The 18,772-nt window shown below is 70.8% G+C and carries 20 protein-coding genes; 11 read left to right on the top strand and 9 right to left on the bottom strand.

Features of this window, described 5'->3' with window-relative positions; genetic code table 11:
• Nucleotides 1-6 precede the first annotated feature (6 nt).
• Genes V7Z97_RS05210 through V7Z97_RS05200 form a run of 3 tightly spaced genes read right to left on the bottom strand, consistent with a single transcriptional unit; the run spans nucleotide 7 to nucleotide 2,103 of the window.
• The gene (locus V7Z97_RS05210) at nucleotides 7-1,266 is read right to left on the bottom strand and encodes a pentapeptide repeat-containing protein (RefSeq protein WP_334161883.1); all 1,260 of its coding nucleotides are present in this window, start codon (nucleotides 1,264-1,266) and stop codon (nucleotides 7-9) included.
• Nucleotides 1,267-1,314: 48 nt separating this feature from the next.
• A complete protein-coding gene (locus tag V7Z97_RS05205; RefSeq protein ID WP_334161881.1) occupies nucleotides 1,315-1,752 on the bottom strand; it encodes a bifunctional diaminohydroxyphosphoribosylaminopyrimidine deaminase/5-amino-6-(5-phosphoribosylamino)uracil reductase RibD in 438 nt (145 codons plus the stop codon).
• Nucleotides 1,753-1,773: 21 nt separating this feature from the next.
• Nucleotides 1,774-2,103 carry an ArsR/SmtB family transcription factor gene (locus V7Z97_RS05200; protein ID WP_334161880.1) on the bottom strand — a complete coding sequence of 110 codons (330 nt, stop codon included), beginning with the start codon at nucleotides 2,101-2,103 and terminating at the stop codon, nucleotides 1,774-1,776.
• Nucleotides 2,104-2,156: 53 nt separating this feature from the next.
• Between V7Z97_RS05200 and V7Z97_RS05195 the strand changes: the two genes are divergently transcribed.
• Nucleotides 2,157-2,594, top strand: a complete 438-nt coding sequence (locus V7Z97_RS05195) for an SRPBCC domain-containing protein (RefSeq protein ID WP_334161879.1) — start codon at nucleotides 2,157-2,159, stop codon at nucleotides 2,592-2,594.
• Here V7Z97_RS05195 and gpmA read toward each other — a convergent pair.
• Nucleotides 2,591-3,301, bottom strand: coding sequence for a 2,3-diphosphoglycerate-dependent phosphoglycerate mutase (gpmA, locus tag V7Z97_RS05190; RefSeq protein WP_334161878.1), 711 nt, complete (start codon nucleotides 3,299-3,301; stop codon nucleotides 2,591-2,593). The two genes, V7Z97_RS05195 and gpmA, sit on opposite strands and share 4 nt — an antisense overlap.
• A gap of 82 nt (nucleotides 3,302-3,383) precedes the next feature.
• On the opposite strand from gpmA, the gene V7Z97_RS05185 reads away from it, so the two are divergent.
• The 4 genes from V7Z97_RS05185 to V7Z97_RS05170 all read left to right on the top strand — a co-directional run bounded on the left by V7Z97_RS05185 (nucleotide 3,384) and on the right by V7Z97_RS05170 (nucleotide 7,633).
• Entirely contained in the window at nucleotides 3,384-3,629 is a 246-nt protein-coding gene (locus tag V7Z97_RS05185; RefSeq protein WP_334161877.1) for a hypothetical protein, read from the top strand.
• The gene (locus tag V7Z97_RS05180; protein WP_334161876.1) at nucleotides 3,626-4,591 is read left to right on the top strand and encodes a KpsF/GutQ family sugar-phosphate isomerase; all 966 of its coding nucleotides are present in this window, start codon (nucleotides 3,626-3,628) and stop codon (nucleotides 4,589-4,591) included. The genes V7Z97_RS05185 and V7Z97_RS05180 overlap by 4 nt, the downstream gene beginning before the upstream one ends.
• Before the next feature lie 118 nt (nucleotides 4,592-4,709).
• Nucleotides 4,710-6,212 carry a phosphomannomutase/phosphoglucomutase gene (locus V7Z97_RS05175; RefSeq protein WP_334161875.1) on the top strand — a complete coding sequence of 501 codons (1,503 nt, stop codon included), beginning with the start codon at nucleotides 4,710-4,712 and terminating at the stop codon, nucleotides 6,210-6,212.
• A 116-nt stretch (nucleotides 6,213-6,328) separates the two neighbouring features.
• Nucleotides 6,329-7,633, top strand: coding sequence for a UDP-glucose dehydrogenase family protein (locus V7Z97_RS05170; RefSeq protein ID WP_334161874.1), 1,305 nt, complete (start codon nucleotides 6,329-6,331; stop codon nucleotides 7,631-7,633).
• Between the two features lie 26 nt (nucleotides 7,634-7,659).
• Here V7Z97_RS05170 and V7Z97_RS05165 read toward each other — a convergent pair whose 3' ends face one another.
• The gene (locus V7Z97_RS05165; RefSeq protein ID WP_334161873.1) at nucleotides 7,660-7,824 is read right to left on the bottom strand and encodes a hypothetical protein; all 165 of its coding nucleotides are present in this window, start codon (nucleotides 7,822-7,824) and stop codon (nucleotides 7,660-7,662) included.
• 149 nt (nucleotides 7,825-7,973) lie between these two features.
• Nucleotides 7,974-9,326, bottom strand: a complete 1,353-nt coding sequence (glmM, locus tag V7Z97_RS05160; RefSeq protein ID WP_334161872.1) for a phosphoglucosamine mutase — start codon at nucleotides 9,324-9,326, stop codon at nucleotides 7,974-7,976.
• A gap of 122 nt (nucleotides 9,327-9,448) precedes the next feature.
• Between glmM and glmS the strand changes: the two genes are divergently transcribed.
• On the top strand, nucleotides 9,449-11,266 hold the full coding sequence (gene glmS, locus V7Z97_RS05155) for a glutamine--fructose-6-phosphate transaminase (isomerizing) (protein WP_334161871.1): 1,818 nt from the start codon (nucleotides 9,449-9,451) through the stop codon (nucleotides 11,264-11,266).
• 72 nt (nucleotides 11,267-11,338) lie between these two features.
• Here the strand turns inward: glmS and V7Z97_RS05150 are convergent, their stop codons facing one another.
• Nucleotides 11,339-11,611: a hypothetical protein gene (locus V7Z97_RS05150; RefSeq protein WP_334161870.1), complete on the bottom strand. Its 273-nt coding sequence runs from the start codon at nucleotides 11,609-11,611 to the stop codon at nucleotides 11,339-11,341.
• 230 nt (nucleotides 11,612-11,841) lie between these two features.
• Between V7Z97_RS05150 and V7Z97_RS05145 the strand changes: the two genes are divergently transcribed.
• The 3 genes from V7Z97_RS05145 (at nucleotide 11,842) to V7Z97_RS05135 (ending at nucleotide 14,856) form a co-directional block, all read left to right on the top strand.
• Nucleotides 11,842-12,711, top strand: coding sequence for a UTP--glucose-1-phosphate uridylyltransferase (locus V7Z97_RS05145; protein ID WP_334161869.1), 870 nt, complete (start codon nucleotides 11,842-11,844; stop codon nucleotides 12,709-12,711).
• Nucleotides 12,712-12,780: 69 nt separating this feature from the next.
• Nucleotides 12,781-13,992 carry an NAD-dependent epimerase/dehydratase family protein gene (locus V7Z97_RS05140; protein WP_334161868.1) on the top strand — a complete coding sequence of 404 codons (1,212 nt, stop codon included), beginning with the start codon at nucleotides 12,781-12,783 and terminating at the stop codon, nucleotides 13,990-13,992.
• Nucleotides 13,993-13,995: 3 nt separating this feature from the next.
• Entirely contained in the window at nucleotides 13,996-14,856 is an 861-nt protein-coding gene (locus tag V7Z97_RS05135; RefSeq protein ID WP_334161867.1) for an SDR family oxidoreductase, read from the top strand.
• On the opposite strand, the gene V7Z97_RS05130 is transcribed toward V7Z97_RS05135, so the two are convergent.
• A complete protein-coding gene (locus V7Z97_RS05130; RefSeq protein ID WP_334161971.1) occupies nucleotides 14,853-15,713 on the bottom strand; it encodes a DMT family transporter in 861 nt (286 codons plus the stop codon). The two genes, V7Z97_RS05135 and V7Z97_RS05130, sit on opposite strands and share 4 nt — an antisense overlap.
• Before the next feature lie 32 nt (nucleotides 15,714-15,745).
• On the bottom strand, nucleotides 15,746-16,492 hold the full coding sequence (locus tag V7Z97_RS05125; protein ID WP_334161866.1) for an alpha/beta fold hydrolase: 747 nt from the start codon (nucleotides 16,490-16,492) through the stop codon (nucleotides 15,746-15,748).
• 80 nt (nucleotides 16,493-16,572) lie between these two features.
• Here V7Z97_RS05125 and V7Z97_RS05120 point away from each other — a divergent pair, with 80 nt between their 5' ends.
• Entirely contained in the window at nucleotides 16,573-17,736 is a 1,164-nt protein-coding gene (locus tag V7Z97_RS05120; RefSeq protein WP_334161865.1) for a glycosyltransferase family 4 protein, read from the top strand.
• The gene (locus V7Z97_RS05115) at nucleotides 17,736-18,722 is read left to right on the top strand and encodes a glycosyltransferase family 9 protein (protein ID WP_334161864.1); all 987 of its coding nucleotides are present in this window, start codon (nucleotides 17,736-17,738) and stop codon (nucleotides 18,720-18,722) included. Before V7Z97_RS05120 ends, V7Z97_RS05115 begins: the two co-directional genes overlap by 1 nt.
• The last annotated feature ends 50 nt before the right edge of the window (nucleotides 18,723-18,772 follow it).

The following is an 18,772-nucleotide window of genomic DNA, read 5'->3' as shown; positions in this document are numbered from 1 at the left end:
TCGTTTTCAGATGATGTCTTCCAGCCCGCGGGCGCCCTGGCGGATGACGCCGGCGAAGTTGGCCTGGCGCAGCAGCGCGCCGGTGAAGTTCGCCCGGCTGACGTCGGCGTTGGTCAGGTTGGCCTGGTGCAGGTCGGCGCGGGCGAGGTCGGCGCTCTTCAGGTTCGCGCCGGTGAGGTCGGCCGGCAGCACGCGGTTGGGGCCGATCAGCAGCGGCCCCATCAGGGCGTCGCGCAGGTCGGCGCCGGCGAGCTTGGCCCCCACGAGGCGCGCGCCGCGCAGGTCGGCCCGGCGCAGGTTGCAGTTGCGCAGGTCGGAGCCCTCGAGGTGGGCGCCCTGGAGCTGCACGCCCTCCATGTCGAGGCCGTAGAACACCGCGCCCTTGGCCGAGAGCGCCGTCAGGTTGAAGCCGCGGATGCTGGCCAGCGCCCGCAGGTCGGCGTTGTTGAACGACGAGGGGTGGCCCTCCGCCCCGCCGGTGGCGCACCAGCGGGCATGCTCGCGGATCATGATCTCGTAGGGCAGGTCGGCCGCAGGGATGCCAGCCGGTTCGTCGGTGAGCACGCCCTTCAGGTTGGCGTCCATGACGTTCCAGGCGGCGGTCTTGGCGCCCACCAGGACCGCGTCCTGCAGGTCGGCGCCGGCGAGGTCGGCGCCCGAGAGGTCCGCGCCGGAGAGGTTGGCGCCCTTCATCTGGGCCTGCTTGAGGTTGGCCCGGATCAGCTTGGCGTCCTTCAGCACCGCGTCGGTGAAGTCGGCCTTCTGGGCCATGACCCCGGAGAGCCTGGAACGCTCCAGGTTGGCGCCGGCCAGGATCGCGCCGGCCACCTCGCCCGGCCGGGCGGTGGGCTCCAGGCGGCGGAAGCCCTCCTTGCGGTCGGCGGCGGCGAGCGAACCCTCCCGCAGGTCGGCCTCGAAGAGGTCGGCGCCGGTCAGGTTGGCGTTGCGCAGGCAGGCGCCACGCAGGTCGGCGCGCCGCAGCGAGGCCTCGCTGAGGTCGGCGTGCTGCAGGTCGGCGCCGAAGAAGGTGGCGTGGTCGAGCCTGGCGCCCTTCATCCTGCAGTCCTGCAAGACGGCGCCGGTGAAATCGGCGTTGCAGAGGTTCTTGCCGCGCAGGTCGAGGTTGGAGAGGTCGGTCCAGGCGAACACCGCCCGCGCCCCGCCCGGCTTCGAGCTCCACAGGCGGTCGTGCTTGGTGGCGATGGCGTTCAGCTCCGCCTGGGTGAGGCGGCGGGTCAGCATGCTGTTGGCAGGTGCGACGGCCATGACCCGCGACCCTAGGGCCCTCGCGCTTAACGGAGGATTTCCAACGCCTTAGGTTCCGGCCGGTCGGTACGCGGCATAGAGCCGCCCGGCCTCGTCGGCGAGCAGCCCCGTCTCGACCGTGACGCCGGCCGCGCGCAGGCGCTCGGCCCCCTGTCCCGCGGCGAAGACGGACGGGTCCTCGCAGGCCACCACCACGCGGGTCACGCCGGCCGAGACCAAGCGCGCGGAGCAGGCGGGCGCGCCGGACGAGCGCGCGCCGCAGGGCTCCAGGGTGACATAGGCCGTGGCGCCTCTCGCCGCCTCGCCCGCCTGGGACAGCGCCAGCTCCTCGGCGTGCGGCCGGCCGCCCTCGCCGGTGACGCCCTCGCCCGCCACCCGGCCCTCACGGACGATGACGCAACCGACCGACGGGTTCTCGCCCGTGCGGCCCACGTGGGTCTGGGCGAGCGCGATGGCGCGGCGCATGTGGGTCTCGTCGGAGGTCATCGGCGCACCATGGGGCCTCGCTCATGCCCCCTCAAGGTCGCGCTTGAGGCGGGCGAGCAGTTCCACGGACCCCTGGGCGTAGGGCGAGATCCAGCGGTCGTAGATGTCCCTGAAGGGCGCGGCGTTCAGGTCGTTCCAGCGGGTGCGGCCCTCCCGGCGGGCGATCAGCAGGCCCGCCCGCTCCAGCACGCCGATGTGCTGCATGACCGTGCAGCGGTCGAGGACGCCCTCGAAGGCCTCGCACAGCTCGCCCGTGGTCCGCGACCGGGTCTTCAGCAGGTCCAGGATCCGGCGGCGGCGGGAATCCGCCAGGGCCCTGAAGACGAGGTCGTCGCTGTCGGCTGTTGACATGTTATATTTTTATAACATAAATGGCTGGCGATTCGCAACCGGAGGCAGGTCCGATGGAGCCGAAATTCCAGGTGCAGCTGAAGATCCGGAAGCCGGTGTCGGAGGTGTTCGACGCCGTCGTCAGGCCCGAGAAGCTGACGGGCTATTTCATCCAGACCTCGAGCGGCCCGCTAGTCGAAGGCGCAGTGGTGAAATGGAGCTTCGCCGAGGCGCCCGAGCCCTTCGACGTGAAGGTGCGCGAGGTGGTGGCGGACGAGCGGATCGTCTTCGAATGGCCGGCCGACGGCGGCTACGACACGCGTGTGGAGATGGTGTTCCGGCCGCTGGACGGCGGTAACACCATGGTCCAGATCCGCGAGACCGGCTGGCCCGTGGACGAGGCCGGGATCAAGTCGTCCTACGACAACGCCGGCGGCTGGATGCACATGCTCTGCTGCCTGAAGGCCTACCTCGAGTACGGGATCAACCTGCGGGCCGGCGGCGCCTTCTAGAGTGGCGGCAGCGGCGTGGCGCGGGCCTCGTCGAGGTAGCGGGCGGCGGTGGGCTTCAGGTTCGCGTCGAGCTCGATCAGCAGCGGGTTGCCGGTGGGGATCTCCACCCCGACGATGGCCTCGTCGGCGACCTTGAACAGCAGCTTCACGATGGCGCGCAGCGAGTTGCCGTGGGCGGCGATCAGCAGGGTCTTGCCGGCCTTGAGCTGCGGCGCGATCTCGGCCTCCCAGTAGGGCTGCACGCGCTCGAGCGTGGTCTTCAGGCTCTCGGTCGCCGGCAGGTCGACGCCCGCGTACCGGCGGTCCTTCGAGAAGTCGTACTCGCCGCCCGGGGCAAGTTCCGGCGGCGGGACGTCGTACGACCGGCGCCAGACCTTCACCTGCTCCTCGCCGTGCTTCTCGGCGGTCTCGGCCTTGTTGAGGCCGGTCAGGCCGCCGTAGTGGCGCTCGTTCAGCCGCCAGTCCTTCACCTCGGGCACATAGGCCTGGCCGGCGGCGTGGAGCGCGATCCAGGAGGTGCGGATCGCCCGCGTCTGGACGGAGGTGTAGCAGCCGTCGAGCAGGACGCCGGCGGCCTTGATCAGTTCGCCGCCCTTCTTCGCCTCGGCCTCGCCCTGCGGCGTGAGGTCGACGTCCACCCAGCCGGTGAAGCGGTTCTCGAGGTTCCACTGGCTCTGGCCGTGGCGGAGCAGGATGAGCGTCGGCAAGTGGGACCTCCTTCGATGCGGACCCGAGCGGCTAGGGCGCGGGGCGTTGGCCGTCAAGCGCCGAAGCCGCTATAGGGCGGTGATGCTCGACCGCCTCTACCTGCCGATCCTGGGGCTCGCCGCCGTTCTGGTGATCGCCCTGGCCATGGTCTGGCCGCAGGGCTACGGCGCGCGCTCGCCGGGCCCCTTCGGCCACACGCCCGTCCAGCAGACGCCGGAGATGAAGGCCGCCATGAAGCGTGAGCACGAGGCCGCGCAGGCCCGCGCCAGCCAGGCGCGGGAGGCGGTCCGCGACCTGCAGGCCCAGGCCATCGCGCCGACCCAATGAGCGACTTCGACGCCATCGCCGTGGGTCGCCGGGTGCTCGCGCAGGAGGCCGAGGCGCTGTCGGTCCAGGCCCGTGGGCTGGACGAGCGGTTCGGCCGAGCGGTCGACCTGCTGTTCGCCGCCAAGGGCCGGATCATCTGCACCGGCATGGGCAAGGCCGGCCACGTGGCGCGCAAGATCGCCGCCACCTTCGCCTCGACCGGCTCGCCGGCGCTGTTCGTCCACCCGGCGGAGGCCAGCCACGGCGACCTCGGCATGGTCACCGGCGACGACGTGATCCTGGCGCTGTCCAAGTCCGGGGAATCCCGCGAGCTGGCCGACATCCTGGCCTACGCCACCCGCTTCGCCATCCCGCTGATCGCCATCACCGCCCAGCCGCAGAGCGCGTTGGGCCGGGCCGCCGAGGTGGTCCTGCCGCTGGCCGACGCCGCCGAGGCGACCGCCGAGGTCAGCGCGCCGACCACCTCCACCACCCTGCAGATCGCGCTGGGCGACGCGCTGGCCGTGGCGCTGCTGGAGCGGCGGGGCTTCAAGCCCACCGACTTCCACGTCTTCCATCCGGGCGGGAAGCTGGGGGCGATGCTACGGACCGCGGGCTCGCTGATGCACGGCGCCGAAGAGCTGCCGCTGGTGGGCGAGGCCACCCCGATGCGCGAGGCCCTGCTGGTGATGACCGAGAAGCGCTGGGGGATTGTCGGCGTCACCGACGCGGAGGGGCGGCTGGCCGGCGCCATCACCGACGGCGACCTTCGCCGGCACATCGAGGGCCTGATGGACCACACCGCCGGCGAGGTGATGACGCCGGGCCCGAAGAAGACCGTGCCGCCGGACATGCTGGCCTCGGAGGCGCTGGCCCTGATGAGCGACCCGGCGCCGGCCGTGACCGTGCTGTTCGTCGTGGAGGACGGGCGACCGGTGGGCATCCTGCACGTGCACGACATCCTTCGCGCCGGGGTGATGTAACACCGCGCCCAACCCCAAGACGGGGAGAAGCGGCACGAAACGTCACCGTGAGCGTTGAAAGTGGCCTTGGGGCCTTCCGCTCATTAAAGACACCCAACGCCGTTTTCCCGGAGTTCCGATGCTGCCTGCTCCCCGCGCCGACCTCGCCCCCAACACCTTCGACTACGAAGTCATGCCGCTGGTGAAGGCCACCGGCTTCCGCGAGTACGACGCGCGCTGGCTGTTCGGGCCGGAGATCAACCTCCTGGGCGTGCAGGCCCTGGGCCTGGGCCTGGGCACCTACATCCACGAGCTCGGCCAGACCCGCATCGTGGTCGGCCACGACTACCGGTCCTATTCGCTGTCCATCAAGCAGGCCCTGACCATCGGCCTGGTGGCGGCCGGCTGCGAGGTGATCGACATCGGCCTGGCCACCTCGCCCATGGCCTATTTCGCCCAGTTCGACCTGGACGCGCCCTGCGTGGCCATGGTCACCGCCAGCCACAACGAGAACGGCTGGACCGGGGTGAAGATGGGGGCCCAGCGTCCGCTCACCTTCGGGCCCGACGAGATGGGCCGGCTGAAGGAGATCGTGCTCGGCGGGACCTGGAAGCAGCGGCCGGGCGGCTCGGTGGCGCACATCGACGGCGTGCGCGAACGCTACATCGCCGACGCGGCGAGCCGGGCGCAGATCAGCCGACCGCTGAAGGTGATCGCCGCCTGCGGCAACGGCACGGCGGGCGCCTTCGCCCCCGAGGCCCTGCGCCGGATGGGCGTGGCCGAGGTCATCGAGATGGACTGCGACCTCGACTGGAACTTCCCCAAGTACAACCCGAACCCCGAGGACCACCACATGCTATCGGAGATGGCCAAGGCCGTCCGCGAGCACGGTGCGGACCTGTGCCTCGGCTTCGACGGCGACGGCGACCGCTGCGGGGTGGTGGACGACGAGGGCGAGGAGATCTTCGCCGACAAGATCGGCCTGATGCTGGCGCGCGACCTGTCGCAGCTGCACAAGGACGCGACCTTCGTGGTCGACGTGAAGTCCACGGGCCTGTTCGCCACGGACGAGGTGCTGAAGGCCAACGGCGCCACGACCGTCTACTGGAAGACCGGCCACTCCTACATCAAGCGCAAGACCGCCGAGTTGGGCGCCCTGGCCGGGTTCGAGAAGAGCGGCCACTTCTTCTTCAACCCGCCGATCGGCCGGGGCTACGACGACGGCATCGTGGCGGCCGCCGCGATCCTGGCCATGCTCGACCGCAATCCGGGCAAGAAGCTGTCGGACCTGAAGAAGGCCCTGCCCGTCGCCTACACCTCGCTGACCATGAGCCCGCACTGCGCCGACGAGGAGAAGTACGGCGTCGTCGAGGACGTGGTCCGGGAATACACCGAGTTCGCCAAGGGCGGCGGCAAGATCCTGGGCCGTGAGATCGTCGACGTGATCACCGTCAACGGTGTCCGCGTGGCGCTGGAGGACGGCTCCTGGGTGCTGGTGCGGGCCTCGTCCAACAAGCCCGAGATCGTGGTCGTCGTGGAGAGCTCCCGGAGCGAGGACGACATGCGCGCCCTGTTCCGCGAGGAGGTGAAGCCGCGGCTCGCCCGACGGCCGCAGGTGGGGGCCTACAACCAGGAGATCTGAGGGCGCCAATTTTGCAGCGTCCCGCTCCCGTTGTGCCGCTGTGAACCAGCGGCCTGTTGTGATGCCCGCGCCTGCGTGGTGAAAGGCGCTCGAACTCGAGTTGGGGATAACCAGCCATGCACGTGGCGATGATCGGCACCGGCTATGTGGGCCTGGTGAGCGGCGCCTGTTTCGCGGACTTCGGCCACACGGTCACCTGCATCGACAAGGACGCCTCGAAGATCGAGCGGCTGAAGGCGGGCGGGATCCCGATCTATGAGCCGGGGCTGGACGTGCTGGTGGCCCAGAACGTCAAGGCCGGGCGGCTGTTCTTCGCCACCGAGGCGGCCGAGGCGGTGAAGCAGGCGGACGCGGTGTTCATCGCCGTGGGCACGCCCTCGCGCCGCGGCGACGGCCACGCCGACCTCTCCTACGTCTACGCCGCCGCCGAGGAGATCGCGGGCCTGGTGGACGGCTTCACCGTGGTGGTCACCAAGTCCACGGTGCCGGTCGGCACGGGCGACGAGATCGAGAAGATCTTCAAGCGCGTGCGGCCCGACGCCGACGTGGCGGTGGTGTCGAACCCCGAGTTCCTGCGCGAGGGCGCGGCGATCGAGGACTTCAAGCGGCCGGACCGGGTCGTGGTGGGCACCGACGACGACCGGGCCCGCGCGGTGATGCGCGAGCTCTACCGGCCGCTCTATCTCAACGAGACGCCGATCCAGTTCACCGGCCGGCGCACCAGCGAGCTGATCAAGTACGCGGGCAACGCCTTCCTCGCCATGAAGATCACCTTCATCAACGAGATGGCCGACCTCTGCGAGGCGGTGGGCGCCGATGTGCAGCAGGTGGCCAAGGGGATCGGCCTCGACGGCCGGATCGGCGGCAAGTTCCTGAACGCTGGCCCCGGCTACGGCGGCTCCTGCTTCCCCAAGGACACCCTGGCCCTGGTGCGCACCGCCCGCGACGCGGGCTCGCCTGTGGAGCTGATCGAGACCACCGTGCGGGTAAACGACGCGCGCAAGAAGGCCATGGCCCAGAAGGTCATCAAGGCGGTGAACGGCCAGGATCTGTCGGGCAAGACGATCGGGGTGCTGGGCCTGACCTTCAAGCCGAACACCGACGACATGCGCGACGCGCCCAGCCTGGACATCGTGCCGGCCCTGCAGGCGGCGGGCGCGCGGGTGCAGGCCTTCGACCCGGAAGGGCACGAGGCGACGCACATGCTGAAGGACGTGGACTTCAAGACCGACCCCTACGCGGTGGCCGAGGGCGCCGACGCGCTGGTGATCATCACCGAATGGGATCAGTTCCGGGCGCTCGACCTCGACCGGATCAAGCTGCTGATGAACCGGCCGGTGCTCGTCGACCTGCGCAACATCTACAAGCCCGACGACATGAAGGCGCGCGGCTTCGCCTACACCAGCGTGGGGCGGCCGTAGCGACGGATCGCGGAGGCGGTGGCGGCCTAGAAGCCGCCGGAGCTCAGGTGGATCAGGAGCTGCCCTAGCCAGACCGCGCCGGCCCAGAAGGCGAGCGCCAGCAGAACGACGAAGGCCAGGCAGGCGACAGAGCTTACGCCCTTGCCGACCACCGGCCGCGCCGCCCCGCCGAAAGCGAGGTCGCGCCGCATGTTTCCTCCAACCCTGTTCGTTCGCCTGCGCCGGTCGAGCGGCGCAGCATGTGTCGATGCTGACACAAGCGTTCAGACTTGGGTAGGGTTGCCGCCACGGCGCCCCGGATCACGGGACAGTGTTCGGCCGCCGGGGGCGGCGCAGGCCCCTAGGCGGCGGCCTTCTTCACGGCGCCGGCGATCTCCTTGACCACCTGGTTGACCAGCTTCTCGTCGTCGCCCTCGGCCATGATGCGGATCAGGGGTTCGGTGCCCGACGCGCGGACCACGATGCGGCCCGAACCGTTCAGCTTCTGCTCGGCGTCGGCGAGAACCGCCTTCACCTGCTCGCTCTCCAGCGGCCTGCCGGCCGCGAAGCGGACGTTCTCCAGCCGCTGCGGCACCGGCTCGAACTGGCGGGCGAGCGCGCTCAGCGGCTGGTCGCTCTCCTTCAGCACGGCCAGCACCTGCAGGGCGGCCAGCAGGCCGTCGCCGGTGGTGGCGAAGTCGCGCAGGATGATGTGGCCGGACTGCTCGCCGCCGAGGTTGAAGCCGCCCTCGCGCATGCGGGCCATGACGTAGCGGTCGCCCACCTGGGTGCGCTCCAGCTTCAGCTTGCGGGCGGCCAGGTAGCGCTCGAGGCCCAGGTTGGACATCACCGTGGCCACCACGCCGCCGCCGGTCAGGCGGTCGCGCTTCGCCCAGTGATCGGCGATCAGGGCCATGATCTGGTCGCCGTCGACGACCTGACCCTTCTCGTCGCAGATCACCAAGCGGTCGGCGTCGCCGTCGAGGGCGATGCCGATGTCCGCGCGGTATTCCTTGACCGTCTTCTGCATCAGGCCGGGCTGGGTGGAGCCGACCTCGTCGTTGATGTTGAAGCCGTTGGGCGAGACACCGATGCGGATGACCTCGGCGCCCAGCTCGTAGAGCGCCTCGGGGGCCACCTTGTAGGCCGCGCCGTTGGCGCAATCGATCACCACCCGCATGCCGGTGAGGTTCAGCCGGCGGGGGAAGGTCGCCTTGGCGATCTCCACGTAGCGGGCCTGGCAGTCGTCGATCCGCTGCACGCGGCCGAGGCCTTCGGGTGTCGCGAGGCCCTCCTGCAGGCCCTGGTCCATGAGGGCCTCGATCTCCAGTTCGCGCTCGTCGGAGAGCTTGTAGCCATCGGGCCCGAACAGCTTGATGCCGTTGTCGGCGAAGTGGTTGTGCGAGGCGGAGATCATCACGCCCAGGTCGGCGCGCAGGCTGCGGGTCATCATCGCCACGCCCGGGGTCGGCAGCGGCCCGAACAGGCGCACGTCCATGCCCACGCTGGTGAAGCCCGCCACCAGCGCAGGCTCGATCATGTAGCCCGACAGCCGCGTGTCCTTGCCGATCACCACCAGGTGGCGGCGCTCGTCCTTGGACATGAACAGCTTGCCCGCCGCCATGCCGACCCTGAGCGCGACTTCCGCCGTCATGGGGTGCTTGTTCGCCTGGCCGCGGATGCCGTCAGTGCCGAAATAGGCGCGCTTGCTCATCGATTGCTCTCGAAACGATCCGAAACTCAGATTTAGTGGCCGGCAGCTTAGCCGATGCTAAAGGCCCAGCGTTACAGGCGTGAGCGCAGGTTCGCCCTCTATCACAAAGGAATCAAAGCCTCATGTGCGGTATCATCGGCATCGTCGGCGCGTCTCCGGTGCAGGAACGGCTGATCGAGAGCCTGAAGCGGCTGGAGTACCGGGGCTACGACTCCGCAGGGGTCGCCGGCTTCACGGACCAGGGGATCCAGCGCCGCCGCGCCTCGGGCAAGCTGAAGAACCTCGAGGAGGTGCTGGCGGCCGAGCCGCTGGTCGCCACGGTGGGGATCGGCCACACCCGCTGGGCCACCCACGGCCCGCCGACCCAGGGCAACGCCCACCCGCACCGGGCAGGCCGCGTGACCCTGGTGCACAACGGGATCATCGAGAACTTCGCCGAACTGAAGGCGAAGCTGGAGGCCGAGGGCCGCGCCTTCGAGACCGACACCGACACCGAGGTGGTGGCCCAGCTGCTCGACCGCGAGCTGGAGAGCGGCAAGGCGCCCGTGGACGCCTTCAAAGCGACCCTGGACCAGGTGCGCGGCGCCTTCGCCCTGGTGGTGATGATCGAGGGCCAGGACGGCCTCCTGCTCGGCGCCCGGCGCGGCCCCCCGCTGGTGGTGGGCTACGGCGACGGCGAGATGTTCCTGGGCTCCGACGCCCTGGCGGTCGGCCCGTTCACCAACCGCGTGGCGTACCTGGAGGACGGGGACTACGTGGCCATCGACCGCGCCACGGCGCGGGTGTTCGACGAGGACGGCCGGCCGGTCGACCGGCCGGTGCAGGTGGTGCCGCAGTCTCCCGCGCTCATGGAGAAGGGCAACTACCGCCACTTCATGGAGAAGGAGATCCACGACCAGCCGGAGGGCTGCCAGCGGACCATCGCGGCCTATGCCGACATGGTCGCCGGCGTCACCATCTTCGAGGGCGTGGACCTGGCCGGGATCGAGCGGATCCAGATGGTCGGCTGCGGCACGGCCTACCTGGCCGGCCTGGTCGGCAAGTACCTGATCGAGCCGCTGGCGGACCTGCCGGTGGACGTCGACGTGGCCTCGGAGTTCCGCTACCGGCAGCCGGCGCTGCGCGAGAACACCCTGATGATCGCGATCTCGCAATCGGGCGAGACGGCCGACACCCTGGCGGCCCTGCGCTACTGCCGGGACAAGGGGCTGAAGACCGCCGTGGTGGTCAACGCCCAGGGCTCGACCATGGCCCGCGAGGCCGACGTGGTCTGGCCGATCTACTGCGGCCCGGAGATCGGGGTGGCCTCGACCAAGGCCTTCACCGCCCAGGTGTGCGTACTGACGGCGCTGGCCGTGGCCGCCGCCCGGGCCCGCGGCAGGATCGACGCGGCGGAGGAGAAGCGGCTGGTCGGGGTGCTCGTCGAGGCGCCGCGCCTGATCGCGGAGGCGATCAACCTGGAGGAGGCCGTCCAGGGGGTCGCCCACGACCTCTCGAAAGCCGCCGACGTGCTCTACCTCGGCCGGGGTCCGATGTATCCGCTGGCCCTGGAAGGCGCCCTGAAGCTGAAGGAGATCAGCTACATCCACGCCGAGGGCTATGCGGCCGGGGAGCTGAAGCACGGCCCGATCGCACTGGTGGACGAGGAGACGCCGATCGTCATCCTGGCCCCGTACGACAGCTACTTCGAGAAGTCGGCCTCGAACATGAGCGAGGTGATGGCCCGGGGCGGCCAGGTGGTGTTCATCACCGATCCCGAGGGCGAGCGCCACGCGCCGGCCGGCGCCAAGGTGGTGGTGACGGCCCCCCGCTGCGACCCGCTGATCGCGCCTCTGGTGATGTCGGTGCCGATCCAGCTCCTGGCCTACCACGTGGCCGTCCAGAAGGGCGCCGACGTGGACCAGCCCCGCAACCTCGCGAAGTCGGTGACGGTCGAATAGGGCGCAAAAGAAAACGGCCGCCCCTGCGGAAGGGGCGGCCGCCTCGGATCAGTTCAGGCGTCTTGCGACGTCTTACTTCGGTTCCGGCGTCGTCGTCGTGGTCGTGGTGGTCGTGTCAGCCGGAGGCGTGGTCGCCATGGCGCCGGTGTCGGCCGGCGGCGTGGTGGCCATCGCGCCGGTGTCGGCCGGCGGCGTGGTGACGGTCACGCTGGTGTCCGGCGCCGTCGCCGCGGCGTCCGCGGCCGTGCCGGTGGCCGGCGCTTCTTCGGTCTTCGGCTGGCAGGCAGACAGGCCGACAGCCATCACGGCGGCGGCGGCGACCGAAGTCAGGATACGCAGTTTCATTGGAAGGCTCCCCTGGAGGACTATCCCCCGACAGGACCGGACCTTACACACTCCCGTGTCTTCCCGAAATCGTGAACTCGCCCCGGGGGTGAGTTTTTGACGCAGGGAGCTGTGGATTTCGCGGCTCCGCTCCTCTAGTCGCCTCGCGGGGATCGGGATCGGAAGCTCCGCGTTATGGCGCCTGCCGGAACGGCGAAGCTTCAGCAGACGGAACAAGGTCGGAGGGGTTGATGACGAAACGCGTGCGCAAGGCGGTGCTGCCGGTGGCGGGCCTGGGGACCCGCGTGCTGCCGGGCGCCAAGACCACGCCGAAGAACCTGCTGAACGTCGTCGACCGTCCGATCCTGTCCTATATCGTCGAGGAAGCCCGGGCGGCGGGCATCGAGCACTTCGTGTTCATCGTCGGCCGCGGCCAGGGCGCCATCGAGGACTATTTCGACTCCAGCCCCGAGATCGAGGGCATCCTGGAGGCCAAGGGCAAGGTCGAGATCCTGGCCGACGTCCGCCGCGACCTGCCGGAGCCCGGCCAGATGAGCTTCATCCGCCAGATGGCCCCGCTGGGCCTCGGGCATGCGGTGTGGTGCGCCCGCGACGTGATCGGCGACGAGCCCTTCGCGGTCATGCTGCCCGACATGCTGATGGCGGCCGAGCCGGCCGCGCTCGCCCAGGCGGTGGCCGCCTACGAAAAGGTCGGCGGCAACATCGTGGTGGTCGAGCCGGCGCCCGAGGGCGAGGCCCACAAATACGGCATCGTCGCCCTGGACGGCCAGGAGGGGCGGTTGAACCGGATGACGGGCATGGTCGAGAAGCCCGCGCCGGGGACCGAGCCCTCCAACCTGTTCATCTCGGGCCGCTACATCCTCCAGCCGGAGATCTTCGAGGTGCTGGCCACCCAGGAGCGCGGCGCGGGCGGCGAGATCCAGCTGACGGACGGCATGGCCAACCTGATGAAGACCCAGGACTTCCACGCCCTGGAGTACGAGGGGACCACCTACGACTGCGGCGACAAGATCGGCCTCCTGCGCGCCAACGTCGCCTTCGCCCTCATGCGGGCGGACCTGAAGGACGCCGCCCGCAAGGCGATCCAGGAGCTGCTGTAGCTACTCAGGCTTCCGCATTGCCCTGCCGTGCGTTAGCCCTTTCATCCGGGGAGCACGGGAGCGGCGGATTTGCGGGTACTGATCCTCGGCGGCGACGGGTTCTGCGGCTGGCCCACGGCGCTCCACCTCTCGGCGCGCGGCCATGAGGTGGCGATCGCGGACAACCTGTCCCGGCGCAGGATCGACGCGGAGCTGGGGGCCTATTCGCTGACCCCCATCGCCGACATCGAGACCCGGCTGGCGGCCTGGACCGAGGTCTCCGGCCGGACCATCGGCTTCCACCCGCTGACCGTCGGCAAGGACTATGACGCCCTGCTGGCCCTCCTGACCGGCTGGCGGCCCGACGCGGTGGTCCACTTCGCCGAGCAGCGGGCGGCCCCCTATTCGATGAAGTCGGCGCGCCACAAGCGCTACACGGTGGACAACAACCTCAACGCCACCAACGACATCCTGGCGGCGATCGTCGAGAGCGGGCTCGACATCCACCTGGCCCACCTGGGCACCATGGGGGTCTACGGCTACGGCACGGCCGGCATGGCGATCCCGGAAGGCTATCTGACCGTGAAGGTGGAGACGCCCGAGGGCTGGGTCCCGCGGGAAATCCTCTACCCGGCCAATCCGGGGTCGATCTACCACATGACCAAGACCCAGGACGCCCTGCTGTTCCAGTTCTACGCCCGCAACGACCGGGTCCGCGTCACCGACCTGCACCAGGGCATCGTCTGGGGCACCCAGACCGCCGAGACGCGGATGGACGCGCGCCTGGTCAACCGCTTCGACTACGATGGCGACTACGGCACGGTGCTGAACCGATTCCTGATGCAGTCGGCGGTGGGCTATCCGCTGACCGTGCATGGGGCGGGCGGGCAGACCCGGGCCTTCATCAACATCCAGGACACCGTGCGCTGCGTGGAGCTGGCGCTGAGCCATCCGCCCGAGCGCGGCGAGCGGGTGAAGGTGATGAACCAGATGACCGAGTGCTGGCGGGTGCGCGACCTCGCCCAAATGGTCGCCCGCCTGACCGGCGCCGAGGTCGCCCACCTGCCCAACCCGCGCCAGGAGGCCGACGAGAACGACCTCGCCGTCGAGAACCGCCGGCTGCTGTCCTACGGCCTCGACCCCATCACCCTGGAGGACGGCCTGCTGCTCGAGGTGACCGAGATCGCCCGGCGCTACGCCGACCGCGCGGACCTGGCCAAGATCCCCTGCGTCTCCGCCTGGAACGCCGAGCGGGCCGCGGCCACGGCGGCCGCCCAGGCCGGGGCCGTGGCGGCGGAGTAGCGCTTGCGCCTGTTCGTCTTCGGCTACGGCTTCTCGGCCCGGGCGCTCGCGAGGCGCCTGCGTCCGCAGGGCTGGGACGTGGCCGCCACCTTCCGCAGGCCGGAGGCGGGGGCGGCGCTGGCCGCGGACGGGGTCACCGCCCTGCCGCTCGGCGACCGCGACGCCATCGCCGAGGCGCTCGCCGGAACCCAGGCCCTGCTGGTCACCGCCCCACCAGGCCCGGAGGGTTGCCCGGCCCTGCAGGTCCTCGTCCCCGCCCTGGCGCGCGCGGGTGCCTTCCCGGACTGGACCGGCTACCTCTCGACCACCGGGGTCTACGGCGACCGCCGCGGCGGCTGGGTGTTCGAGACCAGCCGGCTGGCCGCCCAGTCGGTGGAGGGCGCCCGTCGCGTCGGGGCCGAGCGCGACTGGCTGGAGGTGGGGCGCGGCATGGGACTTACCGTCACCGTCTTCCGCCTGCCCGGCATCTACGGCCCCGGCCGCTCGGCCTTCGACCGGCTTCGCGCCGGACAGGCGCGGCGGATCGTGGCGCCCGGGCAGGTATTCTCGCGCATCCACGTGGACGACCTGGCGACGGGGCTCGAAGCCTCGATCGCCGCCCCCCGGGCCGGCGGGATATACAACCTCTGCGACGACGAGCCGGCGCCGAACCCCGACGTGGTGGCCTACGCCGCGGGCCTGCTCGGCCTGCCCGTCCCGCAGGAGATCCCCCTGGCGGAGGCCGGGCTCGGGCCGCAGGCGATGCGCTTCTACGCCGAGAGCAAGCGGATCTCGAACGCCCGCGCCAAGGCCGAGCTCGGCTGGCGGCCGGCCTATCCGACCTACCGCGAGGGGCTGCGGGCGATCCTGGCGGCGGGCGGCTAGACCTTCGGCCCGCGGCCGGCGAGCAGGATGCCGGCGCCGATCAGGGCCAGGCCCGCGCCGTGGAAGAGGTGGAAGGACTCCCCCAGAAGGAGGACGGCCAGCACGGCCCCGAACACCGGCTGGAGGTGCAGGTACTGGCCGGCCCGCGCCGGGCCGATCAGCTCCACGCCGCGGTTGAAGAACAGGTAGGCGAGGAAGGACGGGAACACCGCCACATAGCCTATGCCCAGCAGGGCCTGCGGCGTGACGGCCATGGTCCGGCCGGACGCGATCTCGGCGAGGTAGAAGGGCGCCAGCAGGACGATCGCCGCCCCGAAGGTCGCCCACAGCAGGCTCATGGGCCGCACCTGCGGGCGGCGGCGCAGGATCAGGGAATAGACCGCGTAGAGCACCACGCCGACCAGCACCACCGCGTCGCCGCGGTTGAGGCCGAGGTGCAGCAGGTCCCAGGGCCGTCCGCGGGAGAGCACGACGAGCACGCCGACCAGGGACAGGGCCACGCCCGCGACCTGCCAGCGGCTGGTCCGCTCGCGCAGGGCCAGCCAGGCGAACAGCATGATCAGCGGCGGGATGGCGGCCTGGACGACGAGGCTGTTCAGCGCCGTCGTATTCTGCAGGCCGACGTAGAGCAGGGCCCCGAAGCTGGCGACGCCGGTGGCGGCCAGCGCCAGCACGGTGGGCCACCGCCGGATGAGCTCTTCGCGGTCCTCGGCCAGGCCGCGCCAGGCGAGCGCCGACACGATCAGGAAGGCGACCACCCAGCGCCAGAAAACCAGCGCCATGGGCGGGGTCACGCCCACCAGCGCACGCCCGGCGATGGAGTTGCCGGCCCAGAACAGGATCGCGGCCGAGAGCAGGAGGGGCGCGGCCCGCCAGGGGCTGGACGTCCTCAGGCGAGCTCCTCCACGGCGGCGACCAGGCGGGCGATGTCCTGCGGCCGCGACAGGCGATGGTCGCCGTCCTTCACCAGGGTGAAGACCACGTCGTGGCCCTTCAGGGCGTTGGCGAGCTGCAGCGCGTGTGTCCAGGGGACGTCCGGGTCCTCTCCACCCTGGAGGATGCGCACCGGGACCTCGATGGGGATCTCCTGCGCCTCCAGGATCGACCAGCGGGCGCCGTCCTCCAGCAGGTCGCGGGTGATCGGATAGGGCTCGCCGTACTCCGAGGGCCTGAGCCACACGCCGTCGCGGGCGAGGTCGGCCAGCCCCTCCGGCGGGATCTCCGGCCGCATCAGCTTCTCGGTGAAGTCCGGCGCGGGGGCCACCAGGACCATGGACTTCACCCGCTCCGGCTGCGCCATCGCCGCCAGGCAGGCGATCCAGCCGCCCATGGAGGAGCCGACCAGCACGGTTTCGCCCGATGTGAGCGCCTCGATCGCCGCGAGCGCGTCCTCGCGCCAGCGGGTGATCGTCCCGTCCCGGAAGTCGCCATCGGACTCGCCATGGCCGAAGTAGTCGAAGCGCACATAGGCGCGGCCGGAGGCCCTCGCCCAGTCGGCCAGAGCCTGGGCCTTGGTCCCGGCCATGTCCGACTTGAAGCCGCCCAGCCAGACCACCGCGGGCCCCTCGCCCGCCACCCGCCGCCAGGCCAGGCGCGCGCCGTCGGGCCGCGCGAGGTAACCGCTCTCTTCGCTCATGCCGCGCTCATAGCCTGCGGCGCGTCGCGCGTCAGCGCCGGCGGTGTTTACGAGGGCCCGTTTCACGCTATGCAGGGGGCGTGCCCCTGCCGCCCGACTTCACCCTCCTGCAGGTCGTCCCGGAGCTGGAAACCGGCGGCGCCGAGCAGACCACGATCGACGTGGCCCAGGCCGTCGTGAAGGCCGGCGGCCGCGCGCTGGTCGCCACCCGCGGCGGTCGCATGGCGACGCGCCTGGAGGCCGACGGCGGGCGGCTGACCCAGATGCCGGTGCAGTCGAAGAACCCGCTGGTGATCCTCGGCAACGCCGCGCGTCTGGTGGACCTGATCCGATCGGAGAAGGTGAGCGTGGTGCACGCCCGCAGCCGCGCCCCGGCCTTCTCGGCGCTGTGGGCCGCCAAGGCGACCGGCACGCCCTTCGTGGCGACCTACCACGGGGTCTACAAGGCGGGTTCGCCGCTGAAGCGCTGGTACAATGCGGTGATGACCCGCGGCGACCTGGTGATCGCCAACTCCGAATATACCCGTGACCACCTGCTGGCCGAGCACAGCCTGGCCGCCGACCATATCGTGACCATCCCGCGCGGGCTGGACCTCGACCGCTTCAGCCCCGCCTTCGTGACCTCCGACCGGGTCGCGGGGCTCCGCAAGGCCTGGGGGATCGACGAGGCGGACGGACGGACCAAGATCCTGCTGGCCGGACGGCTGACCCGCATCAAGGGCCACCTGACGATCATCGAGGCCGCCGCGAAGCTGAAGGCGCAGGGGGTCGACGACTTCCTGATCCTCTTCGCGGGCGACGACCAGGGCCGCACCGGCTACCGGGAGGAGCTGGAGGCCGCCATCGCCGGGGCGGGCCTTTCCGACCAGGTGCGACTCGTGGGCCACTGCGACGACATGCCGGCGGCCTATCTCCTCAGCGACCTGGCGCTCCTGCCGACGACGAAGCCGGAGTCGTTCGGCCGCGCCGCGGTGGAGCCGCAGGCCATGGGCCGCCCGGTGATCGCCTCGGCTCACGGCGGCACGGTGGAGACGGTGGTCGACGGGGTCACCGGCTGGCTGGTCCCGCCGGGCGACGCCGACGCCTGGGCCGAAGCCCTGCGCACGGCGATCGGGATCGGCCACGGCAAGCGGCTGGAGATGGGCGAGAAGGGGCAGGCGCGCGTGCGGCAGCTCTATTCCGTGGACGCCATGTGCGAGGCCACGCTCGCGGCCTACGAACGGGTGCTGGAGGCCCGCGCCTGATGCCCCGCGCCGTACAGAAGATCCTGGTCATCAAGCTGGGCGCGCTCGGCGACTTCGTGCTGGCGCTGGCCGCCATGAAGAAGATCCGCGAGGCGCACCGGAAGGACCACATCACCCTGCTGACCACGCCGCCGTTCGAGGCGCTGGCGAAGTCGTGCCCCTATTTCAACGCAGTGGAGACCGACGGGCGGCCGGAGACCTTCCCGCAGTGGATGGCCCTGCGTCGCCGGCTGAAGGGCGCCAACTACGCCCGCGTCTACGACCTCCAGACCTCGGCCCAGTCCAACCGCATCTTCCAGATCCTCAGGCCCGGCCCGCCGCCGTGGTCGGGCGTCGCGCTCGGCTGCTCCATGCCGCATCGGAACAAGCTGCGCGACAGCATGCACACCCTGGAGCGGCAGGCCGACCAGCTGATGTACGCCGGAATCTGGCCCGACGCCCCGACCGCGCCCGGAACGGCGCCGCCGCCGGACCTGTCCTGGGTCTGGAAGCACCTGCCGGCGGAGCGGCCGGTGCCTGGCGCGGTGAAGCCCAGGCCCTATGTCATGTTCGTACCCGGCGGCTCGGCGCACCGGCCGGAGAAGCGCTGGCCGGTGGAGCGCTATGCGGAGCTCGCCCGCATCCTCTATTCGCGCGGCTTCGACATCGTGATCATCGGCGGGCCGCAGGAGACGGCGCTGGCCCACGCCATCCAGCGCACCGTGCCCAGGGCCCGCGACCTGACCGGCCGGACCGACTTCGCCCGCGTGGCGATCCTGGGCGCCAAGGCCGCCCTGGCGGTGGGAAACGACACCGGGCCGCTGCACCTGGCGGCGGCGTCCGGCGCGCCCACCGTGGTGCTGTTCTCCGGCGCCTCGGACCCCTCGCTGTCGGCGCCGCGCGGCAAGGTGCTGGTCCTGCAGGCTGACAGGCTCTCGGAAATGCCTGTGGCCAAGGTGGCACAGGCGGCCGTCTCTCTCTTGCCGCAGACCGCCGGCGCGGGTTGATAGAGCGTCAACCGTCACGCATATACTGACCTACGACCGGAGCGCTCTGC

Source organism: Phenylobacterium sp., assembly GCF_036821595.1.
GTDB lineage: Bacteria > Pseudomonadota > Alphaproteobacteria > Caulobacterales > Caulobacteraceae > Phenylobacterium.
The sequence above is the reverse complement of the archived record's forward strand: the minus strand, read 5'-3'. Positions and strand labels throughout refer to the sequence as shown.

Bases quoted from the DNA above. Each gene is read 5' to 3' on its own strand.
- V7Z97_RS05210 (WP_334161883.1), bottom strand. From the start codon at position 1,266: ATGGCCGTCGCACCTGCCAACAGCATGCTGACCCGCCGCCTCACCCAG.
- V7Z97_RS05205 (WP_334161881.1), bottom strand. From the start codon at position 1,752: ATGACCTCCGACGAGACCCACATGCGCCGCGCCATCGCGCTCGCCCAG.
- V7Z97_RS05200 (WP_334161880.1), bottom strand. From the start codon at position 2,103: ATGTCAACAGCCGACAGCGACGACCTCGTCTTCAGGGCCCTGGCGGAT.
- V7Z97_RS05195 (WP_334161879.1), top strand. From the start codon at position 2,157: ATGGAGCCGAAATTCCAGGTGCAGCTGAAGATCCGGAAGCCGGTGTCG.
- V7Z97_RS05185 (WP_334161877.1), top strand. From the start codon at position 3,384: ATGCTCGACCGCCTCTACCTGCCGATCCTGGGGCTCGCCGCCGTTCTG.
- V7Z97_RS05180 (WP_334161876.1), top strand. From the start codon at position 3,626: ATGAGCGACTTCGACGCCATCGCCGTGGGTCGCCGGGTGCTCGCGCAG.
- V7Z97_RS05175 (WP_334161875.1), top strand. From the start codon at position 4,710: ATGCTGCCTGCTCCCCGCGCCGACCTCGCCCCCAACACCTTCGACTAC.
- V7Z97_RS05170 (WP_334161874.1), top strand. From the start codon at position 6,329: ATGCACGTGGCGATGATCGGCACCGGCTATGTGGGCCTGGTGAGCGGC.
- V7Z97_RS05165 (WP_334161873.1), bottom strand. From the start codon at position 7,824: ATGCGGCGCGACCTCGCTTTCGGCGGGGCGGCGCGGCCGGTGGTCGGC.
- glmM (WP_334161872.1), bottom strand. From the start codon at position 9,326: ATGAGCAAGCGCGCCTATTTCGGCACTGACGGCATCCGCGGCCAGGCG.
- glmS (WP_334161871.1), top strand. From the start codon at position 9,449: ATGTGCGGTATCATCGGCATCGTCGGCGCGTCTCCGGTGCAGGAACGG.
- V7Z97_RS05150 (WP_334161870.1), bottom strand. From the start codon at position 11,611: ATGAAACTGCGTATCCTGACTTCGGTCGCCGCCGCCGCCGTGATGGCT.
- V7Z97_RS05145 (WP_334161869.1), top strand. From the start codon at position 11,842: ATGACGAAACGCGTGCGCAAGGCGGTGCTGCCGGTGGCGGGCCTGGGG.
- V7Z97_RS05125 (WP_334161866.1), bottom strand. From the start codon at position 16,492: ATGAGCGAAGAGAGCGGTTACCTCGCGCGGCCCGACGGCGCGCGCCTG.
- V7Z97_RS05115 (WP_334161864.1), top strand. From the start codon at position 17,736: ATGCCCCGCGCCGTACAGAAGATCCTGGTCATCAAGCTGGGCGCGCTC.